This window comes from Actinomadura sp. 9N407, assembly GCF_044326315.1.
Classification (GTDB): Bacteria; Actinomycetota; Actinomycetes; order Streptosporangiales; family Streptosporangiaceae; genus Spirillospora.
Map to the genome: position 1 here is coordinate 144,449 of NZ_JBIRAW010000002.1, position 15,574 is coordinate 160,022.

Below are 15,574 nucleotides of genomic sequence, written 5' to 3' on the forward strand. Positions count from 1 at the left end.
GCGTCCACACACCGTGACAACTCACTTCCCTCCGGAAATTCGCGTCGTCCGTCCGTGCCGTCCATCCGTGTCGTCCATCCGCGCATCGTCGTCATCCCATCGATGTCCATCCGCGACCATCGACGATCATCAAGAACCATCGCCCCCTACAGCGCAGCGTCCGCACCGGAGAACCCGTCATAGCCCGGGCCGCATTCCTGGCCGAGTACAACGACGACCTGGTCGATGCTGACCCACCTGTGATCATCGGTGTTATCCGGGCCGTCCTGCTCACGCCCATCCACCGGAGCCGGCTCGCCGGCCCTGAGATCTACCCCAAGATCCTTGACCTGCTCCAATCCCCCCACGGCACCTACTGGGGCCCCGCCGGCAACACGCCCGGCCACACCGCCCACAGCGGCTTCGCCGAGGACGGACGCTGCGGAATGGTGCTGTTCACCACTCCCCGAACGTACGCAGCGACCCACCCCGTTCCTATCACGAGGCTTCCCTCACGAGGTTTCTGGCCTCAGGGCTCCTCGGCACGAGTTTCCTCTCACCTCAAGGTCTTTCACCACGAGGTCTTTCACCACGAGGTCTTTCACCACGAGCTCGCTCTCCCCAAATGAAGAGCATCCTGATCACCGGTGGCGGCGGCAGTGGCATCGGCAAGACCACCGCCCGCCAACTCGCCACCGCCGGACATCACGTCTTCCTCGGCGGGTGCCATACCGACCGTCTCGCAAAACTCGCGAACGAGATCTCCGTCAATTACCGCCGCCTTGACGTCACCGACGCCGTCGACATGCGTGCCTCTCGTGGAGGCCGCGCCTACCGAACTCGGCCGCGTGGACGTCCTGGCGTACAACGCGGCTGTCATGTGACTGTCCCTTCTCGTCCCTGAAGGTCGACGAGTGGGAACGGATACTGGACGACACCGTACGAGGCGTCCTGTACGGGATCGCCGCCGTTCTCCCCGTCATGCAGGCCCGAGGCGGCGGCCAGGTCATCAACATCGCCTCGACCGGCGCATTCGAGGTAGTGCCAACTGCCGCCGTCTATGCGCCACCAAGTTCGCGGTACGTGTCCTCAGCGAGGACCTACGCCGGGAGAACGACGACAGCATCACCGATCCGAGGCCCGCGAGGCCATGAAGTCCTGCAGAGCGGTCGACCTATCCGCCTCGGTGATCACCGATGCCATCGCGTACGCGATCGACCAGCCGCCCAACGTGGACGTGAACGAACTCGTCATCCGCCCGGCGGCTTGACCTCAAGTGCGGTTGAGGGCGCAAGCTCGTACAGGAAGCCCAGAGCAGCCGGGCCCGACTCCAAGGGGGCACGCATGTCCATCAGCCTCAACCACATCATCGTTCCGGCCAAGGACAAAAAGGCCTCGGCCGAGTTCCTGGCCCGCATCCTCGGCCTGGAGCCCGAACCCCAGTACGGTCCGTTCATCCCGGTCAAAACCGATAACGGCGTCACGCTCGACTTCATGGACTCCGACGACTTCCGCTGGCACCACTGCGCATTCCTGGTGCCGGCGGAGGAGTTCGACGCCATCTTCGCGAGGATCAAAGAGTCCGGCGCCCGCTACTACGCCCACCCGGACGGCAGCGGGCTCGGTGAGATCAACACCAACGACGGCGGCAAGGGCGTCTACTTCAGCGACCCCAGCGGCCACGCCATGGAGATCCTCACGGTCCCGTACGGCGGCTGGGACTGACCACCGACACAACGCGCTCTCCGCCCGCCCATAACGCTCCCATCAGCGAAAACACGCCTCGTAGACCCCAGAAACATCTGATCTAGGACCGTCCACCGCAGTGCGGTCGGATCCAGCGGGATCGTCCGAACGCCTGCAGCGTCCCAGGACCCACTCTCCGCTCGATTGAACTGCTTGTGATCACAAGACTCCGTTCTGTAATATTGGAACATGAGTTCGAGTGCGGTCGATGTGGAGTCGATGTCCACCGGGGAGCTGGTGGACGCGGCGGCGTCGATCGCGGCTGAGCTCAGCCGACGTGAGATCTCCACCTCGAGGCTCGACTCACCGTCTCGTTCAGGGACTGGTTCGAGACCCGGCTCAGGGCCTGGTTCGGAGGAGGACCAAGGGGCTGGTTCAGGGTGGGTGTCGGCGGCTGTGTGCCTGGAGTGGGCCGAGACCCTGGTCCGTGCCGCCGACGTACAGGAGGGCTTCCTGGCTCGTTTGATCGCGGTGGTGGACGCATCCGGTGAGATGCGCCGGTGGGGCTACCCCTCCGCGCAGGCGTGGCTGCGGTCCCGCCTGGGGATGCGTGATGCCCGCGCCAAGGAACGCGTCCTGCTCGCGCGCCAGCTGCCACGACTGCCCGAGACCGCGGAACGGCTGGCCGACGGCACCCTGTCCTGCGGATACGCGGTCGCGATCGTGCAATCGGTGGCCCGCCTCGACGATGACGACTGCGCCAAGGCCGAGACGCTGCTGCTGGCCATGGCCGACGACGGCTTCTCCGCCGGGAAGGTCGCCGCGTTCGGGTCCCGGATCCGGGACGTCATCGCCGAACGCGACGGCACCGACCACGCCCCCGACGACGCCGCACGCGGCTACCAACGCTCCTGGCTCACCTCGACGCGGTCGCTGGACGGCGGACGGTACATCAAGGGCTGGCTGAACGCCGAAGACGCCGCCGTCCTCGACGGCACTTTAGGGCCGCTGGCCAAGCCGGCCGGTCCCGAGGACCTGCGCGACCTGGCCGAACGCACCGCCGCCGCCCTCACCACCGTCCTGTCCGGCGGCCATCACACCACCAAGGTCACCCTCATCTGTGATCTGGACACCCTCACCGGCGGTGATAGCCCGGCGCGGCTGCCCGACGGCACCCCCATCCCCGCCGAACACGCCCGCCGCATCGCGCTGTCGGCCGGAGTATCACCGCTGCTGCTGGGATCTGGCGGCCTCCCGCTGTACCTGGGGCGGCGGGCCCGGTTCGCCAGCCCGGCACAACGCCGCGTCCTGGAAGCCCTCTACCCCACCTGCGCCGTCCAAGGCTGCCAAGTCCCCGGCACCCTGGCCGAAGTCGACCACGTCGACGGCTGGGCCCTAGACCACGGCGCCACCGACATCGACCGCCTCACCCTGTGCTGCGGATGGCACAACCGCTGGCGCCACACCAACCCCCACCAAACCCACATCCACCAAGACCACAACGGACGATTCATCTACCAACTCCTCCCTCCACCCGACCACCTAGAGAGACGCGCGGAGAATCCGACATGGGAACAGAACACCGGCAGGCGAAGTCAGACTCGATCGGTCCCCTATCCACGCATCCGCCCCAGCCACCGAAGCCAGAACCGCCCGTACGACCACGAATTTCGATCGGGCCACAAGAATCCTTCCGAGCAACAGCCCCAGGGACCGTGAGGGACACGCCATCACCCACCTGGCCAGATCAGTTGGAGCTCCGGCCGACCCGGCCGATCTCCGACCGCCCCGGGCGGCCCCGTCACTCCGGTGGGATCGGCCAGAACCGGTAGATGTACAGAGTCATGGCCGCTCGGCGAACTCTGGACTGGGCAGACGCGATCGAATAGATTTTCGATCATGGTTCCGGGTCTTCGATGTGTCCACTGTTGGTTGGACGAGGGCAGCCAGCGCAGGCTTGCAGCGGACATCGACGCCGCGCCTTGGTCGTCACAGCTGCGGCGGCGTGTCCAGCACTACGGGCACCGCTACGACTACGGCAGGCGCGGCGTGGACGGTACTCCGGCCCCGCCACTACCCGGCTGGGCGTTGACGCTGGCCCAGCGACTGTACGAGGACGGCCCCTTCGACAGACCACCTGACCAGGTGATCGTCAACGAGTACCTGCCCGGGCAGGGCATCAGCGCCCACGTCGATCGTGTCCCCCACTTTGGACCGGTCGTCGCCTCGGTCAGCCTGCTGTCGGCTTGTGTCATGGAGTTCACGCACCCGCAGGACAAGACGCGCGTGCCAGTGCGCCTCGACCCCGGCAGTCTGTGCATTATGACCGGCCCCGCGCGATTCACCTGGCGGCACGCCATTCCAGCGCGCAAGACCGACCCTGACCCAAACGGACGGGTACCGCGCGGTCGACGCTTGTCAGTGACCTTGCGGACGATCCTCTAAAGGCCGCAGCCGCGATGCTCGACCACACCGCCCGCACTGCAGACCGCCCGCACTGCAGACCGCAACCGCAGCGCCGATGACAGATCGCCTCTGCACGTTTGCCGGCTCTGTCGCGGCCCTTGTGACGTTGGGCGGTCACTTCGGCAGCAGGGGACACTAGCGAAGCAGATCGAAGTTGACTCGGCCGTACCCTGCCCCTCGATCTCTGCCCCTCGAGCAGCTTGTCCCAGTCGTTCTGTCCCTCGGCCAGGCCAAAGTTCCACGGCACTGATAACCGGCGGCGACGGCGAACAGATCGTGGACGAGTCCGTCAGCGTCCTAGGCAAAAGCGGGTACCTCGCTGTCGCGGACATCGTCGCCCCAGACGGGAACCGGTCTCCGCTCAGCTCGGGACCGGGCTCGGGGTCACGGCGGCGAGCATCTCGTCCAGGCCGGTGGTGCGTGGGTAGCGCCGCACGGGTGTAGTCCCAGCTTCGCAACTGAGCCCTTGAGCGTGCGGCCCTTTGACACACGCTTCTTCACGGCCTCATACCGTTCGATGGTGCGGGCTACAGGCGACTTGTCTGACCACGCACAGCGCGCATTCTGTCGGCCGGCATCAGTACGTTCCTGTCCCGCTGGGCTGTGCTTCACGTCCTGCGGTGACAATGCGCTGGCCCGGGCCGGGCAGCGGGTGTCATGATCACCGGATGCCGATCGACCAGCACCTTCTCGTGGTGTTCACGCTGACCACGATCGTCGCCATGATCACCCCAGGGCCGGACATGCTGTTCGTTCTCGGCTGCGGTCTGCGGGGCGGCGCGCGCGCCGGTCTGCTGGCCACCGCGGGGGTGATCACGGGCGACGCGATCTACATCGCTGTCGCGGCCGGGGGCCTGGCCGCTCTTCTGACGGCGGCCCCGGTCGCGTTCACGGTGGTACGGATCGTAGGCGCGGCCTACCTGATCTACCTCGGAGTCCAGTTGATCCGCCGCCGCAAGGACGGCCAGGCCGATGAACTCGTCACGGGCAATGGATTGTCGGGCCGCCGGGCCTATGCCAACGGCCTGGTGTCCACCATGGCCAACCCGCAGACGATCACATTCACGGTCGCCTTCCTGCCGCAGTTCGTCGACCCTGGGCTGGGGCCGGTGTGGATCCAGTTCGCCATCCTCGGCGCCGTCGTGATCGTCCTGGAGTTCGTCGCCGATGGGACGGTCGGCGTCCTCGCCGGACGGATCGGCGGATGGCTACGCGGCAGCAAGAAGATGCGGCGCCGGGTCGACGCCGCGACGGGAAGCATATTCATCGGCCTCGGAGTGGCACTCGCCGCCGAAAACTGACCCGGCTCACCCGTTCCGTACGGTCACGCTCCGAGCCACGGTCTCCACCGCGCGAAGCGTCGTCGCGGCATCGGCGGCGGGGCACTGTGCGGTGATGATGAGCACCCGGCGGCCCAACGGCACGAGATGGTGGGATTGGAACCACTCGGCGCCGTCATGCCGGTAAGTGAGTTCAATTGTCTCGACGCTCGAGCCGCTTTCCTTATGGACGACCGTTTGCCCCGGCGCAGTGAAATCGGCAGGCACCTCGGCAGGGTGGAGCGGGCCCTGAGGGTAGATCAGCGCTCCCTTCGCTCCGTGCAAGTAGAACGGCGTCGAGTCGCCCGCCGGCTGGGAGGAGATCTCGAAGCGTTCCGGCCACCGCACCGTGAACGGCCCGGTCTCGATCCGCCAGACCCGCTCGTCGGGGCCTTCGAGCACGTCCACGACCTCCTCCGGGGATTCGGCATCCTTCAGAACGAACGATTTCTGATCGGCCGACACGGTCACGGCCCGCGCCGGGTCCTTCCCGAAGTGGGACACGGTCACGGCGTCGGGCCGGCCCTCGACCCGCTGGAAGCCGTAGGGCCAGACCGGCACCAGGGTCAACCCGAAGCCGCTCAACCGCGCCAAGACATGTCCCACTATCGCCCCATCTCACCCAGATCAGGGCATGCTAGCGATCACATCCGGGATGACGGCGGGCTCCCGATGAATTTCGGTTCAAACCCTGACGGATTCGGCGGCCATGCCCCGGCCGCGCCCTCTTCGAACGTTCCAGACCCGGGCCGAGTTCCGACCTGACCCAGCCCCGCCGCTCACTGTCACCTGGCGCCGCACAACCGTCCAGAGGCACACGATCGTCCGGAGCCACACGATGCGCTGGCGTCGCGGAAATCTTCAGAGGTACGGTCCAGCGATGGACGATCCGGATGGCTACTTCGGAGAACGAATCGCGGCATCCTACGACGAGTCCTCGGCCGACATGTTCCAGGAGGACGCCGTAGACGCCGCCGTCGACGTTCTGGCAGAACTCGCCGGCGGCGGCCGGGCCCTGGAACTGGGCATCGGCACTGGACGCATCGCCTTGCCGCTGGCGCGCCGCGGCGTCCCGGTCCACGGCATCGACCTGTCTCGGGCGATGGTCGCCCGGTTGCGTGCCAAGCCGGGAAGCGACGCGATCGGGGTGACGATCGGCGACTTCGCGACGACCAGGGTCGACGGAACGTTCGCCGTCGCGTATCTGGTCTTCAACACGATCATGAATCTGACGACGCAGGACGCTCAGGTGGCGTGCTTCCGCAACGTCGCGGCGCATCTCGAGCCCGGCGGCTGTTTCGTCATCGAGGTCGGGGTCCCCGATCTTCGAAGGCTGCCGCCCGGCCAGGACGTCGTGCCGTTCCATACGAGTCCGACGCAATGGGCGTTCGATGTCTACGATGTCGCCACACAGGCGATGAGCTCGAACTACGTGGAAGTCACGGACGGCCGTGGCGACTACACCTCCATCCCTTTCAGGTACGTGTGGCCTGCGGAACTCGACCTGATGGCCCAGCTCGCGGGACTGCGGCGGCGCGAGCGTTGGGACGGGTGGACGCGCCGCGCTTTCACGAGCGAAAGCCGTCAGCACATCTCCATCTGGGAGAAGCCCTCCTGACCCGAGCACCAGTACCCGTTCACGACTGAACGGGTACTGGTGGTGGATCAGCCCTTCGTCCTTTCCACCGCCCCCTTCCACCCGCGTCTGCCCCCAGTGCCTCTCATCCAGCGCCTTCCATCCATCCCGTTCCGCCCGGCCCGTTCGCTCGCCGGACGCCCCGACCAGCTAGGGACAGCGTCATGCGTCAGGCCGTCGACATGGCAACGCTGACCGTTATCGGCTGGGTCAACAAGGCGGTGTTCTCTGCTTCCCGGGGACGTGTGGTCCTCTATCGCTTCCACGGCATATCGGCGGTGTTACTGACGATCACGGGGCCGTCCACGCCCTTGGGCGACACCGTGATGGCGGGTTTTCTCGCCGATGGGGATGACCTCATAGTCGTTGACTCCGAGGTCATTGACTCTGAAGCCGGTACCGGTCTGTCGGTAAAGCTCCGCGCCTCGACCTCGGTGACCGCCGAAATCATGGGCAAGGACGTGCCGGTCGACGTCACCGTCCTGACCCACGACCCCGAACGCGCCGCCCTACTCGAACGACTACTCAAGCGCTCGTCCATCCAGGAACGTCACCGGATTAGGCGGGGCGGCGAAATCCCTATCGCTCGCCTGACCCGCATCCCCCGCCCGTACCAAACGGCCCCGAAACGTCCACCTGAAACATCCCAGTGCAGATTTTTGCCCTGATTATGTCCGCCGAGGCGGGGTCAGGAGCCTACGAGTGACTCAAGCCGTTCGAGCGGGGTATCGCGGAGCTTCTTCAGGCACATCACCTTGAGCAGTGCCTCTTCACTCTCCAGGAAATGGGTCGCGGTGGAGGGGCACTCCTGCTTCGTCTTCACCCGGGCCTCCACCTTGGCGATCGCATCATCGGTGCCGCAGTTGGCCTTCTTCAGGCCCCCGAACGCGAACGACGGGTCCTGAATGCAGTCGCCCGCGCCGATGACTCCGCCACCTCGTCCCAGGCACAGCACCGGTCGTTCCGGCGCGCCCCCGCTGAAGGACTTCAGCGTCATGGTCTCCAGCGTCTGCGGGGCGGGGCACTCCTCGGGCGAATCGGCACGGGAGATCACCTTGCCGTACCAGTCGGAACCGGAACACGGCTCCTCGCGGCCGAAGCCCACGGTGGCACCGCCGACGCAGTCTCCCGTGGAGATCATGGCCCCGCCTGCGCCGGGGTCACCCGGGTGCGGACCCTTGAGGTTGCGTACGCACGCTTCCCAGTATTCGGCGTCACCGGTCTTGAGACTGACGTGCGTGACCCCGTCGGCGCCGTCGGGACAGTCCGGGCTGGAGGTGGCGTTGACCTGAAACGACGAGCGCTTCCCCTCGCGGGTTATCTTCACCACCTTGGCCTTGGCCTTGGGGTCCTCACAGGCCACCCGCAGGCTGGCGGGAATGGTGTTGCTCTTCGCGCCCACTTCAAAGCGCGCGCCGACACACTGTTCGGCTTTCAGAGGGCCGCTCAAACTGGGCGACTGCAGTTCCAATAGCACGAAACCCACAAGCGACAGGACTGTGACGGCCCCCAAGGCGACGATGAGCAATGCCCACCACGGGGGCCTCTTCGAACGCCGAGGTGCGGGAGGCCCTACCGGCGGAGGCGGCCCGTACTGCTGCCCCGGTTGCCCCTGTTGACCCGGCTGATTCGGCACCTGGCCGTACATGACGAAAACCTCCGCATTACCCGGATGACCTTGGAAGAGAAAGAAAAGATACCGCAGTGGTCGGACAGCCATACCTGTCTTCGTCCAGACCGACCAAGAAGGTGGCCTTGAGCACACGGCCGGTTAAATCACCGCGGTCACAGCGTGTTCGAGACGGAATACCCGCGCGCTGACCATCCGGCTCGTTCGGTACGGTCGGGCTCGCCTTAGCCCCACGTCGCAATGGAGCCGACGTATCACGGAGTCGCGACGAAGTCATGGGGGCGGGGCACGAAGTCGAGGGGTCGCGTGTCGCCGGTCGCGGGGGCACCGGGGCCCGGGGTCGTGGGGGCCTGCGAATTGATGTCTGGGAGGGCGAACGTCCCGCGGACAACCTCGTCGGTGGCGTTGCCTACGGGGCACATATGGAGGTCATGGAACCTACCGGCTGGTGGCCCGGTTCGGTTATCGGGCGGTGTTCGGGGTGGGGCTGGTGCTCCTGGAGGCCCCGGCACTGGCGCTGGTCGCCGCAGTGCGTGCCCTGATGTGCGCGCGTTCGCCCTGTCGGCTGAAGAGGATCAGCAACTCGACCGCTCTGCCGTCGGCGCTGCCCAGGAAGTGCGGGAGTCGGGTGTCGAACTCCGCGGCCTGGCCGGGCGGCAGCACGAGGTCCTGATCGCCGAGGACCAGCCGCAGCCGTCCATTGAGGACGTACAGCCACTCGAACCCCTCGTGCGTCTGCGGTGTCGGTTCGGCCGGGGCGTCCCGGCCGGGGATGAGCATCTTGAACGCCTGCATCCCGCCCGGCCTACGGGACAGCGGAATGAACGTCATGCCGTGCCGGTGAAGCGGCTTGAGGTGGACGCGGGGGTCGCCGGTGGGTGGGGCGCCCACGAGGTCGTCCAGCGGGACGCCATAGACGCGAGCCAGCGGGAGCAGCAGTTCCAGGTTGGCGCGGCGCCGGCCGCCCTCCAGCCGGGACAGCGTGCTCTCTGAGATCCCCGTGGTCTCGGCCAGCTCGGCCAGGGTGATCCGGCGCTGCCGACGCAGCGCGCGCAGTCGCGGGCCGACGGCGTCGAGCACGCCCTCCAGGTCGTTCGGGTCGTTCGGGTCGTTCGGGTCGGCGTCCATGGTCAGCATCATGCCGATACAGCAAGTTTTCGTGCAATTTCGGCCAGTGCACGGGCAGTCTCGTCTCACTACGTCCGATGAGGAGCACCGTCCATGACCGAAAAGACCACTCCCGAGGTGCACTCCGACGCGGGCCGCTTCTGGGAAGAGCACTACAGCTCCCGTGATGGGGCCACCGGGCGCCGGGTGAATCCCCTGCTGGTGGAGATCGCCACCGGTCTCGCGCCGGCGACCGCACTGGACCTGGGCTGCGGCGCCGGTGGGGACACGCTCTGGCTGGCCGGTGCGGGCTGGCGAGTGACCGCCGTCGACGTTTCCGGCACGGCCACGGCACGGGTCGCCGACGCGGCTCGCGAACGCGGGCTCGGTGACCTCGTCCATGCCGAGCGGCACGACCTGGCCGTCGGCTTTCCCGAAGGCCGCTTCGACCTGGTGACCGCCCTGTACCTTCAGTCGCCGTTCGACCTGCCGCGCACGCAGGTGCTGCGGACCGCGGCGCGGGCGCTGACACCGGGCGGACGGCTGCTGGTCGTCGACCACGGATCGATCGCCCCGTGGTCGTGGAACCAGGACCACGACCCTTCGCACCCCACACCGCACGAGATCGCCGCCGACCTCGCCCTGGAGCCGGACGGCTGGTCGATCGAAAGGGCGGCCTCGCCGCGACGGATCGCCTCCGGGCCGGACGGTCGGACCGCCGAGGTCGTCGACCACGTCCTGCTGATCCGCCGGACCACCGGCTGAGCAGCACGACCCGTCTCACCCGCCTGCTCAACCGTTCACACAGAAGGGCACTTTCATGAGGTCCACCCGCCGCCGTGACCTGCCGCCGCCGAGCACCGGCACCTCGGAGAAGGATGTACTGCTCGGCTTCCTCGACTACTTGCGCGCCTGCATGGCGGCCAAGGTCGAGGGCGTGCCGGAGCCGCAGGTCCGCACGCCCGGTGTCGCGTCGGGCACCAACCTGCTGGGTCTGGTCAACCACCTTGCCCACGTGGAGCGTTCCCTGTTCCTCGGCGAGCAGGTCGCCGACTGGCAGGCCACCCTCACCGCGGCTCCCGGCGACGCGGTCGAGGACGTCCTGGCCGCCTACCGCGACGCTGCCGCCCGGTCGAACATGGTCGTCCGCGCCGTCCCCGACCTGACCGCCACCGTCGCCCGCCCGGCGTCCCGGCCGGAAGGACCGTCCCTGCGGTGGGCGCTCACGCACATGATCGAGGAAACGGGACGTCATGCCGGCCACGCCGACATCCTGCGCGAACTCCTGGACGGAACCACGGGCCGCTGAACCGTCCGGACCGAACCTCGCGCAGCACCGTGCTTGGGTTCGCTGTGTTGGGACTTGGTGTCCGGGAGTTCTTTGTGCAGGTTTGGCGCGCGGTCGGCTGGAACGCCAGGTCCAGCAGTGGCGAGGATGCGGCTGGTATCGAGCCATGGCGGACGCCGATGTGAACGAACTGGTCGTCCGCCCCACCGCCTAGGCGTGAGGTCCTGGCGGTGTTGAAGTCCTGGCGGTGTTGAAGTCCTGGCGGTGTTGAAGTCCTGGCGGTGTTGAAGTCCTGGCTGCGTTGAAGTCCTGGCTGCGTTGAAGTCCCCGCGGTGGGTTCGAGGGACGATGGGTGCGGCTACCGGTCAGCGCGGGCGGCTAGTTCGGTGAGGTCGGCGAGGATCTCCGAGGCGGTGACCGGATCCAGTTCGCCGAAGCGGTGCGAGTCGCCGTCGAGGTCCAGTTCCCACCAATGGTCGAGGGTCTCGGCGATGCGGATCTGCACGAGTTTCTGCCCGGCGAAGGCGTCCGGGGAACCGGCGGCGATGCCGGGTTCCAGGTCGACCAGGACGTGCAGGCCGTCGCCGAAGGGACGGGAGATGCCCGGTTCGACGCCGCTGTCCTGCGGGACGCCTCGTTCCCAGTCTCGTTGCGTCAGCGCCAGGATCGCACCGAACGGGACGGTGATGCCCTGGAACCGTTCCAGCCGCCGGGCAACCCGTTCCGTGTCCGTGAGTTCGTGTACGGGGCGGGCGAGTTGCGGGAAGGGCTGGAGGATCTCGTAGTCCGCGAACGTATCCGACCACGCCTTCACGTCCAGGTCCAGCGGATGCGCAACGCCGACGCCGGCCTCGGCTCCGGCCCCGATCTCGCCGGCGACTCCGACTGCGTCCGGGAGGTCGAAGGGGTCGTCGGTGGCATCGGCGAACGTGAGGTCCTCGGCGATGCGGAAGGAACGGCCGCCGGTCGTCCAGACCAGTCGGCGGGCGAGGTGGCGCAGCAGCGGGTGGTGGACGAAGAAGGTCCGGAACTCGTCCGGCGTCCACCGGCGGCCGGTCACCATGGCCGATTCCAGGCGCAGGATCTGGTCGGCGGCGACGGCGCGCACGTCCTTCTTCAGCGCTGCGAAGCGCCGGTGGGCGGCGGGCGCCAGTTCTGGGTCGTCCTTGGCACCTGGCTTGGGCAGGGTCCTGAGCCGCCGGCCGGCTTCGTCCGTCACGAATGGCTTGAGCTGCTCGTCGAAACCGGAGAGGAAGCGGCGGGGGCCGTAGTCCAGGACCATGCCGCCTTGGGCGTCAAGTCCGAAGTCAGGGACGAGGCGGTCGGCCAGCCGGTCCGGGCTGAGGCCCCGCCTGCGGGCCACCTCTTCGATCTTCTCCTGGGCCTGTCCCTGCAGCCCCTGGTACCTGTTCTTGCGGGCCATGGCGCTGAGCAGGATCAGCGCGACATCGGTGCCGATCTCCGCCAGTGCGCCCACGCCGCGAGTGGCTTTGGCATGGCTTCCCTTGCCCGGCCACTCCCGGATCACGGGCGTGAGGCGCCGCGCCGTCGCGTCGTCGCCGAGCCATCCGAGCTGGGCGATCAACCAGCCGCCGCCGTTCGGTTCGCCCGCGTCGCGCCACGCCTGGAACAGGGCCCAGGCGAAGTCCGCGAGCGAGTCCGGGGCGCACTTCTCCCGTACCTCGTCCAGGCCCGGGTACGGAACGTCCGCCGACATACCGAGGACGGTGACGAGGTGGCCGACCGCCGCCGGCGGCAGCGCGGTCCCGCCGTCCCGCAGCAGCGGGCGGGGCAGGGCCTCCACGTCCAGCCACGCGGGGATCTTGGACGGTTTCGAGCGTGGCACGGTCCCGGGTCTCTCGACCGGCACCTCGGACGCCAGCAGCTCCGCCACCGTACCGGCGGCCGGATCGCCGTGAACGCGAGCGGCCTCGGCGACCTCGTCCACACCGGCCTCCGACGCGATCAGGTGCAGCGCGGCCCTGGCCTTGTCGCGGGGCGCGCGCCGCTCGCCGAGCGCGTCCGGTACGAGGTACGGCACCGCCGTAGCGCCGTGCCTGGCGAACCACGCCCGGCTGACCTCCTGTGCCGACTTCAGGCGCACCAGCCAGTCGGCCATGAGCCGCGCCACCTCGGCGTCGAGGAACGGGAGCAGGGTCTCGCCATGGTCGGCGGGCCGGCGCTTGGCTACGCGGTACGCCACGTCCAGTACCTGGTGCCCGAACCACGCCACGAGCGGCATCACCTGGTAATCGTCGAGGTCGTCGAGCTGGATCCCGCTCCAGCGGCCCGGCTCGTCCACCCGTTCCAGGAAGAGGGGCAGCAGATCGCCGAAGAGGTGTTCAGGCCCCAGCACGAGCTCCCTGGCCTGCTGCTTGATGTCCATCTCGCCGGACAGGAACCGTTCATGGGCCCCGTCCCACCATGGGTCGTCATGGGTGCGGTCGACGAAGAGCATGAAGGACGCCTTCTCGATCCAGCGGTCTCGTTCTCCGGGCTCCCAGATCAGCGGACGCTCACCACAGGGCGGCTCCAGCCCGGGAACGAGGGTCGCCAGCGCGTCCTTGGGCAACGCCTCCTTGGGCAGGGCGTCCTTGGGCCGGTCCTTCTTCGGTGCTCGCAGCCATGGCGGATCGGCGAGTACCCGTGGAAGCGCGCCGGTGGCGGGTAGGACGGGGGGATGATCATTCATGGCGTACACCGTAGGGGCACCCTGCGACAGCTCACCGCTGCTCTACTCTGATCGTCATGTCATATCCGGAAGCTCGCTATTTCGGCGAGAACGGCGAGACCAGCGGCGTGCTTCGGCGGGCGGACACACCGCCCGACCTGGTGGTGGCACCGGGCGGAGTGGTCGGAACGCAGGTCCACTACCTGGGCACGGGCGGCTCGACCGATGGGAAGTTCGGGCTCTACCGGTGGGACATGGCGGCACGGCCGTCCGGGCCGAGCCCGCACTTCCACCGGACGATCACCGAGTCGTTCTTCATCCTGTCGGGGACGGTACGGCTGTACGACGGGAATGCGTGGGTCGACGCGATGACGGGCGACTACCTGCACGTTCCCGAGGGCGGGATCCACGCCTTCCGGAACGAGTCGGGAGAGCCGGCGTCGATGCTCCTGCTGTTCGCACCCGGGGCGCCGCGCGAGGCCTACTTCGAGGAACTGGCCGAGATCGCCGCGACTGGACGGAAACCGTCCGACGAGGAGTGGACCGAGCTGTACCGGCGGCACGACCAGTACATGGTCTAGCGCCTGTCTCAAATTGCGCCTGTCTCAAGGTGGCATCCGCCACCGCGCGAGCGCGCTACCTGGCCGGAGAGGCGAAGCCGAAGGCGAGTCTCACCGGCCAGATCGCGAAGCGATGCCGCGCTCGCACAAGGCACGGTCACGGTGCGAGCCGCCAGGCGAGCACTGTGGGCCGGGTCTTATGAACACAGCCGCCAGGCGAGCACTGTGGGCCGGGTCTTATGAACACAGCCGCCAGGCGAGCACTGTGGGCCGGGTCTTATGAACACGGAGTCACGGTGAAGCGGCGCAGGTCCAGGGCCGGGTTCTTCTTGCGGACCTCGGCGATGCGCTCGGGTGAGATCTCGCCGGTCGCAATGCCGGTGCCTTCGCCCAGGGAGGCCACGGTGACGCCCATGGGGTCGACGATCATGCTGTTGCCGGCACCGGTGGGCGCGCTCTGGTCGGCGGCGGCGACGTAGATCGTGTTCTCGATGGCGCGGGCCCGGACGAGGGTCCGCCAGTGGTCCTCCTTGAGCGGCCCCGGTACCCAGGCGGCGGGCAGCGCGAGGACGTCCATCCCGGCGTCCACCAGGTGGCGGGTCACCTCGGGAAAGCGCACGTCGTAGCAGGTCTGCATCCCGAACGTGACGCCGTCCACGTCGAACGTCTCCGGCGTCCCGATCTTCCCGGCGCGTACCAGGTCCGACTCCTTGTAGCCGAACGCGTCGTACAAATGCACCTTGCCGTAACGGGCGACGATCTCACCGGACGGGGCGACGGCGACGAGCGTGTTGGCGATGCGGCCGGGCTCGTCCACGGTCTGGTTGATCCCGGCCACGATGTACGTTCCGTGCGCGGTGGCCAGCTCGGACAGGCCCTTGACGAACGGGCCGTCGAGGGATTCGGCGGACTCCACGAACCGCTCGTCCATCTTGGGCGCGGTGAACATCGCGTACTCGGGAAGGATCACGAGCCGGGCGCCGCGTTCCGCCGCCTCCGCGACCAGCCGGCCGGCCTCGGCCAGGTTGCGTTCCTTGTCCAGCCCGGGCGCGAACTGCGCGACGGCGACCTGCACCATGTCACCCTCCTCGTCGACGGCCTGACCCGAGCCTATAGAACCCACCCAAGGCCGTACGACTCACCCGATCGCACCCAGGATGCGCAGGGCTCTGGATGCGCACAGGGCTCAGAGTGGGCAGGGCCCAGAGCGTTCGGAAGGCTCAGTGTGCGCA

At 67.8% G+C, this 15,574-nt stretch carries 16 protein-coding genes and 1 pseudogene; 11 read left to right on the top strand and 6 right to left on the bottom strand.

The window, feature by feature from the left end; translation table 11 throughout:
- Positions 1-146: 146 nt before the first annotated feature.
- On the bottom strand, positions 147-338 hold the full coding sequence (locus tag ACH34Q_RS03375; protein ID WP_395981222.1) for a hypothetical protein: 192 nt from the start codon (positions 336-338) through the stop codon (positions 147-149).
- 266 nt (positions 339-604) lie between these two features.
- Here ACH34Q_RS03375 and ACH34Q_RS03380 point away from each other — a divergent pair, with 266 nt between their 5' ends.
- The 6 genes and pseudogenes from ACH34Q_RS03380 to ACH34Q_RS03405 all read left to right on the top strand — a co-directional run bounded on the left by ACH34Q_RS03380 (position 605) and on the right by ACH34Q_RS03405 (position 5,432).
- A complete protein-coding gene (locus ACH34Q_RS03380; protein ID WP_395981223.1) occupies positions 605-883 on the top strand; it encodes an SDR family NAD(P)-dependent oxidoreductase in 279 nt (92 codons plus the stop codon).
- A gap of 23 nt (positions 884-906) precedes the next feature.
- Positions 907-1,026 (top strand): annotated as a pseudogene (locus tag ACH34Q_RS03385) (oxidoreductase); the annotation flags it as partial.
- Positions 1,027-1,323: 297 nt separating this feature from the next.
- A complete protein-coding gene (locus ACH34Q_RS03390; protein WP_395981224.1) occupies positions 1,324-1,704 on the top strand; it encodes a VOC family protein in 381 nt (126 codons plus the stop codon).
- A 405-nt stretch (positions 1,705-2,109) separates the two neighbouring features.
- Positions 2,110-3,384: a DUF222 domain-containing protein gene (locus ACH34Q_RS03395; RefSeq protein WP_395981225.1), complete on the top strand. Its 1,275-nt coding sequence runs from the start codon at positions 2,110-2,112 to the stop codon at positions 3,382-3,384.
- Between the two features lie 213 nt (positions 3,385-3,597).
- Positions 3,598-4,110: an alpha-ketoglutarate-dependent dioxygenase AlkB gene (locus tag ACH34Q_RS03400; RefSeq protein WP_395981226.1), complete on the top strand. Its 513-nt coding sequence runs from the start codon at positions 3,598-3,600 to the stop codon at positions 4,108-4,110.
- A gap of 689 nt (positions 4,111-4,799) precedes the next feature.
- A complete protein-coding gene (locus ACH34Q_RS03405) occupies positions 4,800-5,432 on the top strand; it encodes a LysE family translocator (RefSeq protein ID WP_395981227.1) in 633 nt (210 codons plus the stop codon).
- 6 nt (positions 5,433-5,438) lie between these two features.
- Here ACH34Q_RS03405 and ACH34Q_RS03410 read toward each other — a convergent pair whose 3' ends face one another.
- Positions 5,439-6,044, bottom strand: coding sequence for a hypothetical protein (locus tag ACH34Q_RS03410; RefSeq protein ID WP_395981228.1), 606 nt, complete (start codon positions 6,042-6,044; stop codon positions 5,439-5,441).
- A 286-nt stretch (positions 6,045-6,330) separates the two neighbouring features.
- On the opposite strand from ACH34Q_RS03410, the gene ACH34Q_RS03415 reads away from it, so the two are divergent.
- Both ACH34Q_RS03415 and ACH34Q_RS03420 read left to right on the top strand, forming a co-directional pair.
- On the top strand, positions 6,331-7,068 hold the full coding sequence (locus ACH34Q_RS03415; protein WP_395981229.1) for a class I SAM-dependent DNA methyltransferase: 738 nt from the start codon (positions 6,331-6,333) through the stop codon (positions 7,066-7,068).
- Between the two features lie 182 nt (positions 7,069-7,250).
- Positions 7,251-7,754, top strand: a complete 504-nt coding sequence (locus ACH34Q_RS03420) for a hypothetical protein (protein ID WP_395981230.1) — start codon at positions 7,251-7,253, stop codon at positions 7,752-7,754.
- Between the two features lie 20 nt (positions 7,755-7,774).
- Here ACH34Q_RS03420 and ACH34Q_RS03425 read toward each other — a convergent pair whose 3' ends face one another.
- Entirely contained in the window at positions 7,775-8,614 is an 840-nt protein-coding gene (locus ACH34Q_RS03425) for a hypothetical protein (protein ID WP_395981231.1), read from the bottom strand.
- Positions 8,615-9,178: 564 nt separating this feature from the next.
- Positions 9,179-9,844 (bottom strand): helix-turn-helix domain-containing protein, encoded by a 666-nt coding sequence (locus ACH34Q_RS03430; RefSeq protein ID WP_395981232.1) that lies wholly within the window; start codon positions 9,842-9,844, stop codon positions 9,179-9,181.
- A gap of 93 nt (positions 9,845-9,937) precedes the next feature.
- Between ACH34Q_RS03430 and ACH34Q_RS03435 the strand changes: the two genes are divergently transcribed.
- Together ACH34Q_RS03435 and ACH34Q_RS03440 are read left to right on the top strand one after the other, a co-directional pair.
- Complete coding sequence (locus tag ACH34Q_RS03435; RefSeq protein ID WP_395981233.1) at positions 9,938-10,588, top strand: class I SAM-dependent methyltransferase; 651 nt, start codon at positions 9,938-9,940, stop codon at positions 10,586-10,588.
- Positions 10,589-10,643: 55 nt separating this feature from the next.
- Positions 10,644-11,132, top strand: a complete 489-nt coding sequence (locus tag ACH34Q_RS03440; protein WP_395981234.1) for a DinB family protein — start codon at positions 10,644-10,646, stop codon at positions 11,130-11,132.
- A 337-nt stretch (positions 11,133-11,469) separates the two neighbouring features.
- Here ACH34Q_RS03440 and ACH34Q_RS03445 read toward each other — a convergent pair whose 3' ends face one another.
- Positions 11,470-13,803, bottom strand: coding sequence for a DUF4132 domain-containing protein (locus ACH34Q_RS03445; protein WP_395981235.1), 2,334 nt, complete (start codon positions 13,801-13,803; stop codon positions 11,470-11,472).
- Between the two features lie 56 nt (positions 13,804-13,859).
- On the opposite strand from ACH34Q_RS03445, the gene ACH34Q_RS03450 reads away from it, so the two are divergent.
- On the top strand, positions 13,860-14,363 hold the full coding sequence (locus ACH34Q_RS03450) for a cupin domain-containing protein (protein WP_395981236.1): 504 nt from the start codon (positions 13,860-13,862) through the stop codon (positions 14,361-14,363).
- 256 nt (positions 14,364-14,619) lie between these two features.
- Here the strand turns inward: ACH34Q_RS03450 and ACH34Q_RS03455 are convergent, their stop codons facing one another.
- Complete coding sequence (locus tag ACH34Q_RS03455; RefSeq protein WP_395981237.1) at positions 14,620-15,420, bottom strand: carbon-nitrogen hydrolase family protein; 801 nt, start codon at positions 15,418-15,420, stop codon at positions 14,620-14,622.
- Positions 15,421-15,574: the final 154 nt, after the last annotated feature.

Bases quoted from the DNA above. Each gene is read 5' to 3' on its own strand.
- ACH34Q_RS03415 (WP_395981229.1), top strand. From the start codon at position 6,331: ATGGACGATCCGGATGGCTACTTCGGAGAACGAATCGCGGCATCCTAC.
- ACH34Q_RS03390 (WP_395981224.1), top strand. From the start codon at position 1,324: ATGTCCATCAGCCTCAACCACATCATCGTTCCGGCCAAGGACAAAAAG.
- ACH34Q_RS03420 (WP_395981230.1), top strand. From the start codon at position 7,251: ATGCGTCAGGCCGTCGACATGGCAACGCTGACCGTTATCGGCTGGGTC.
- ACH34Q_RS03435 (WP_395981233.1), top strand. From the start codon at position 9,938: ATGACCGAAAAGACCACTCCCGAGGTGCACTCCGACGCGGGCCGCTTC.
- ACH34Q_RS03455 (WP_395981237.1), bottom strand. From the start codon at position 15,420: ATGGTGCAGGTCGCCGTCGCGCAGTTCGCGCCCGGGCTGGACAAGGAA.
- ACH34Q_RS03445 (WP_395981235.1), bottom strand. From the start codon at position 13,803: ATGAATGATCATCCCCCCGTCCTACCCGCCACCGGCGCGCTTCCACGG.
- ACH34Q_RS03450 (WP_395981236.1), top strand. From the start codon at position 13,860: ATGTCATATCCGGAAGCTCGCTATTTCGGCGAGAACGGCGAGACCAGC.
- ACH34Q_RS03405 (WP_395981227.1), top strand. From the start codon at position 4,800: ATGCCGATCGACCAGCACCTTCTCGTGGTGTTCACGCTGACCACGATC.
- ACH34Q_RS03430 (WP_395981232.1), bottom strand. From the start codon at position 9,844: ATGGACGCCGACCCGAACGACCCGAACGACCCGAACGACCTGGAGGGC.
- ACH34Q_RS03440 (WP_395981234.1), top strand. From the start codon at position 10,644: ATGAGGTCCACCCGCCGCCGTGACCTGCCGCCGCCGAGCACCGGCACC.
- ACH34Q_RS03380 (WP_395981223.1), top strand. From the start codon at position 605: ATGAAGAGCATCCTGATCACCGGTGGCGGCGGCAGTGGCATCGGCAAG.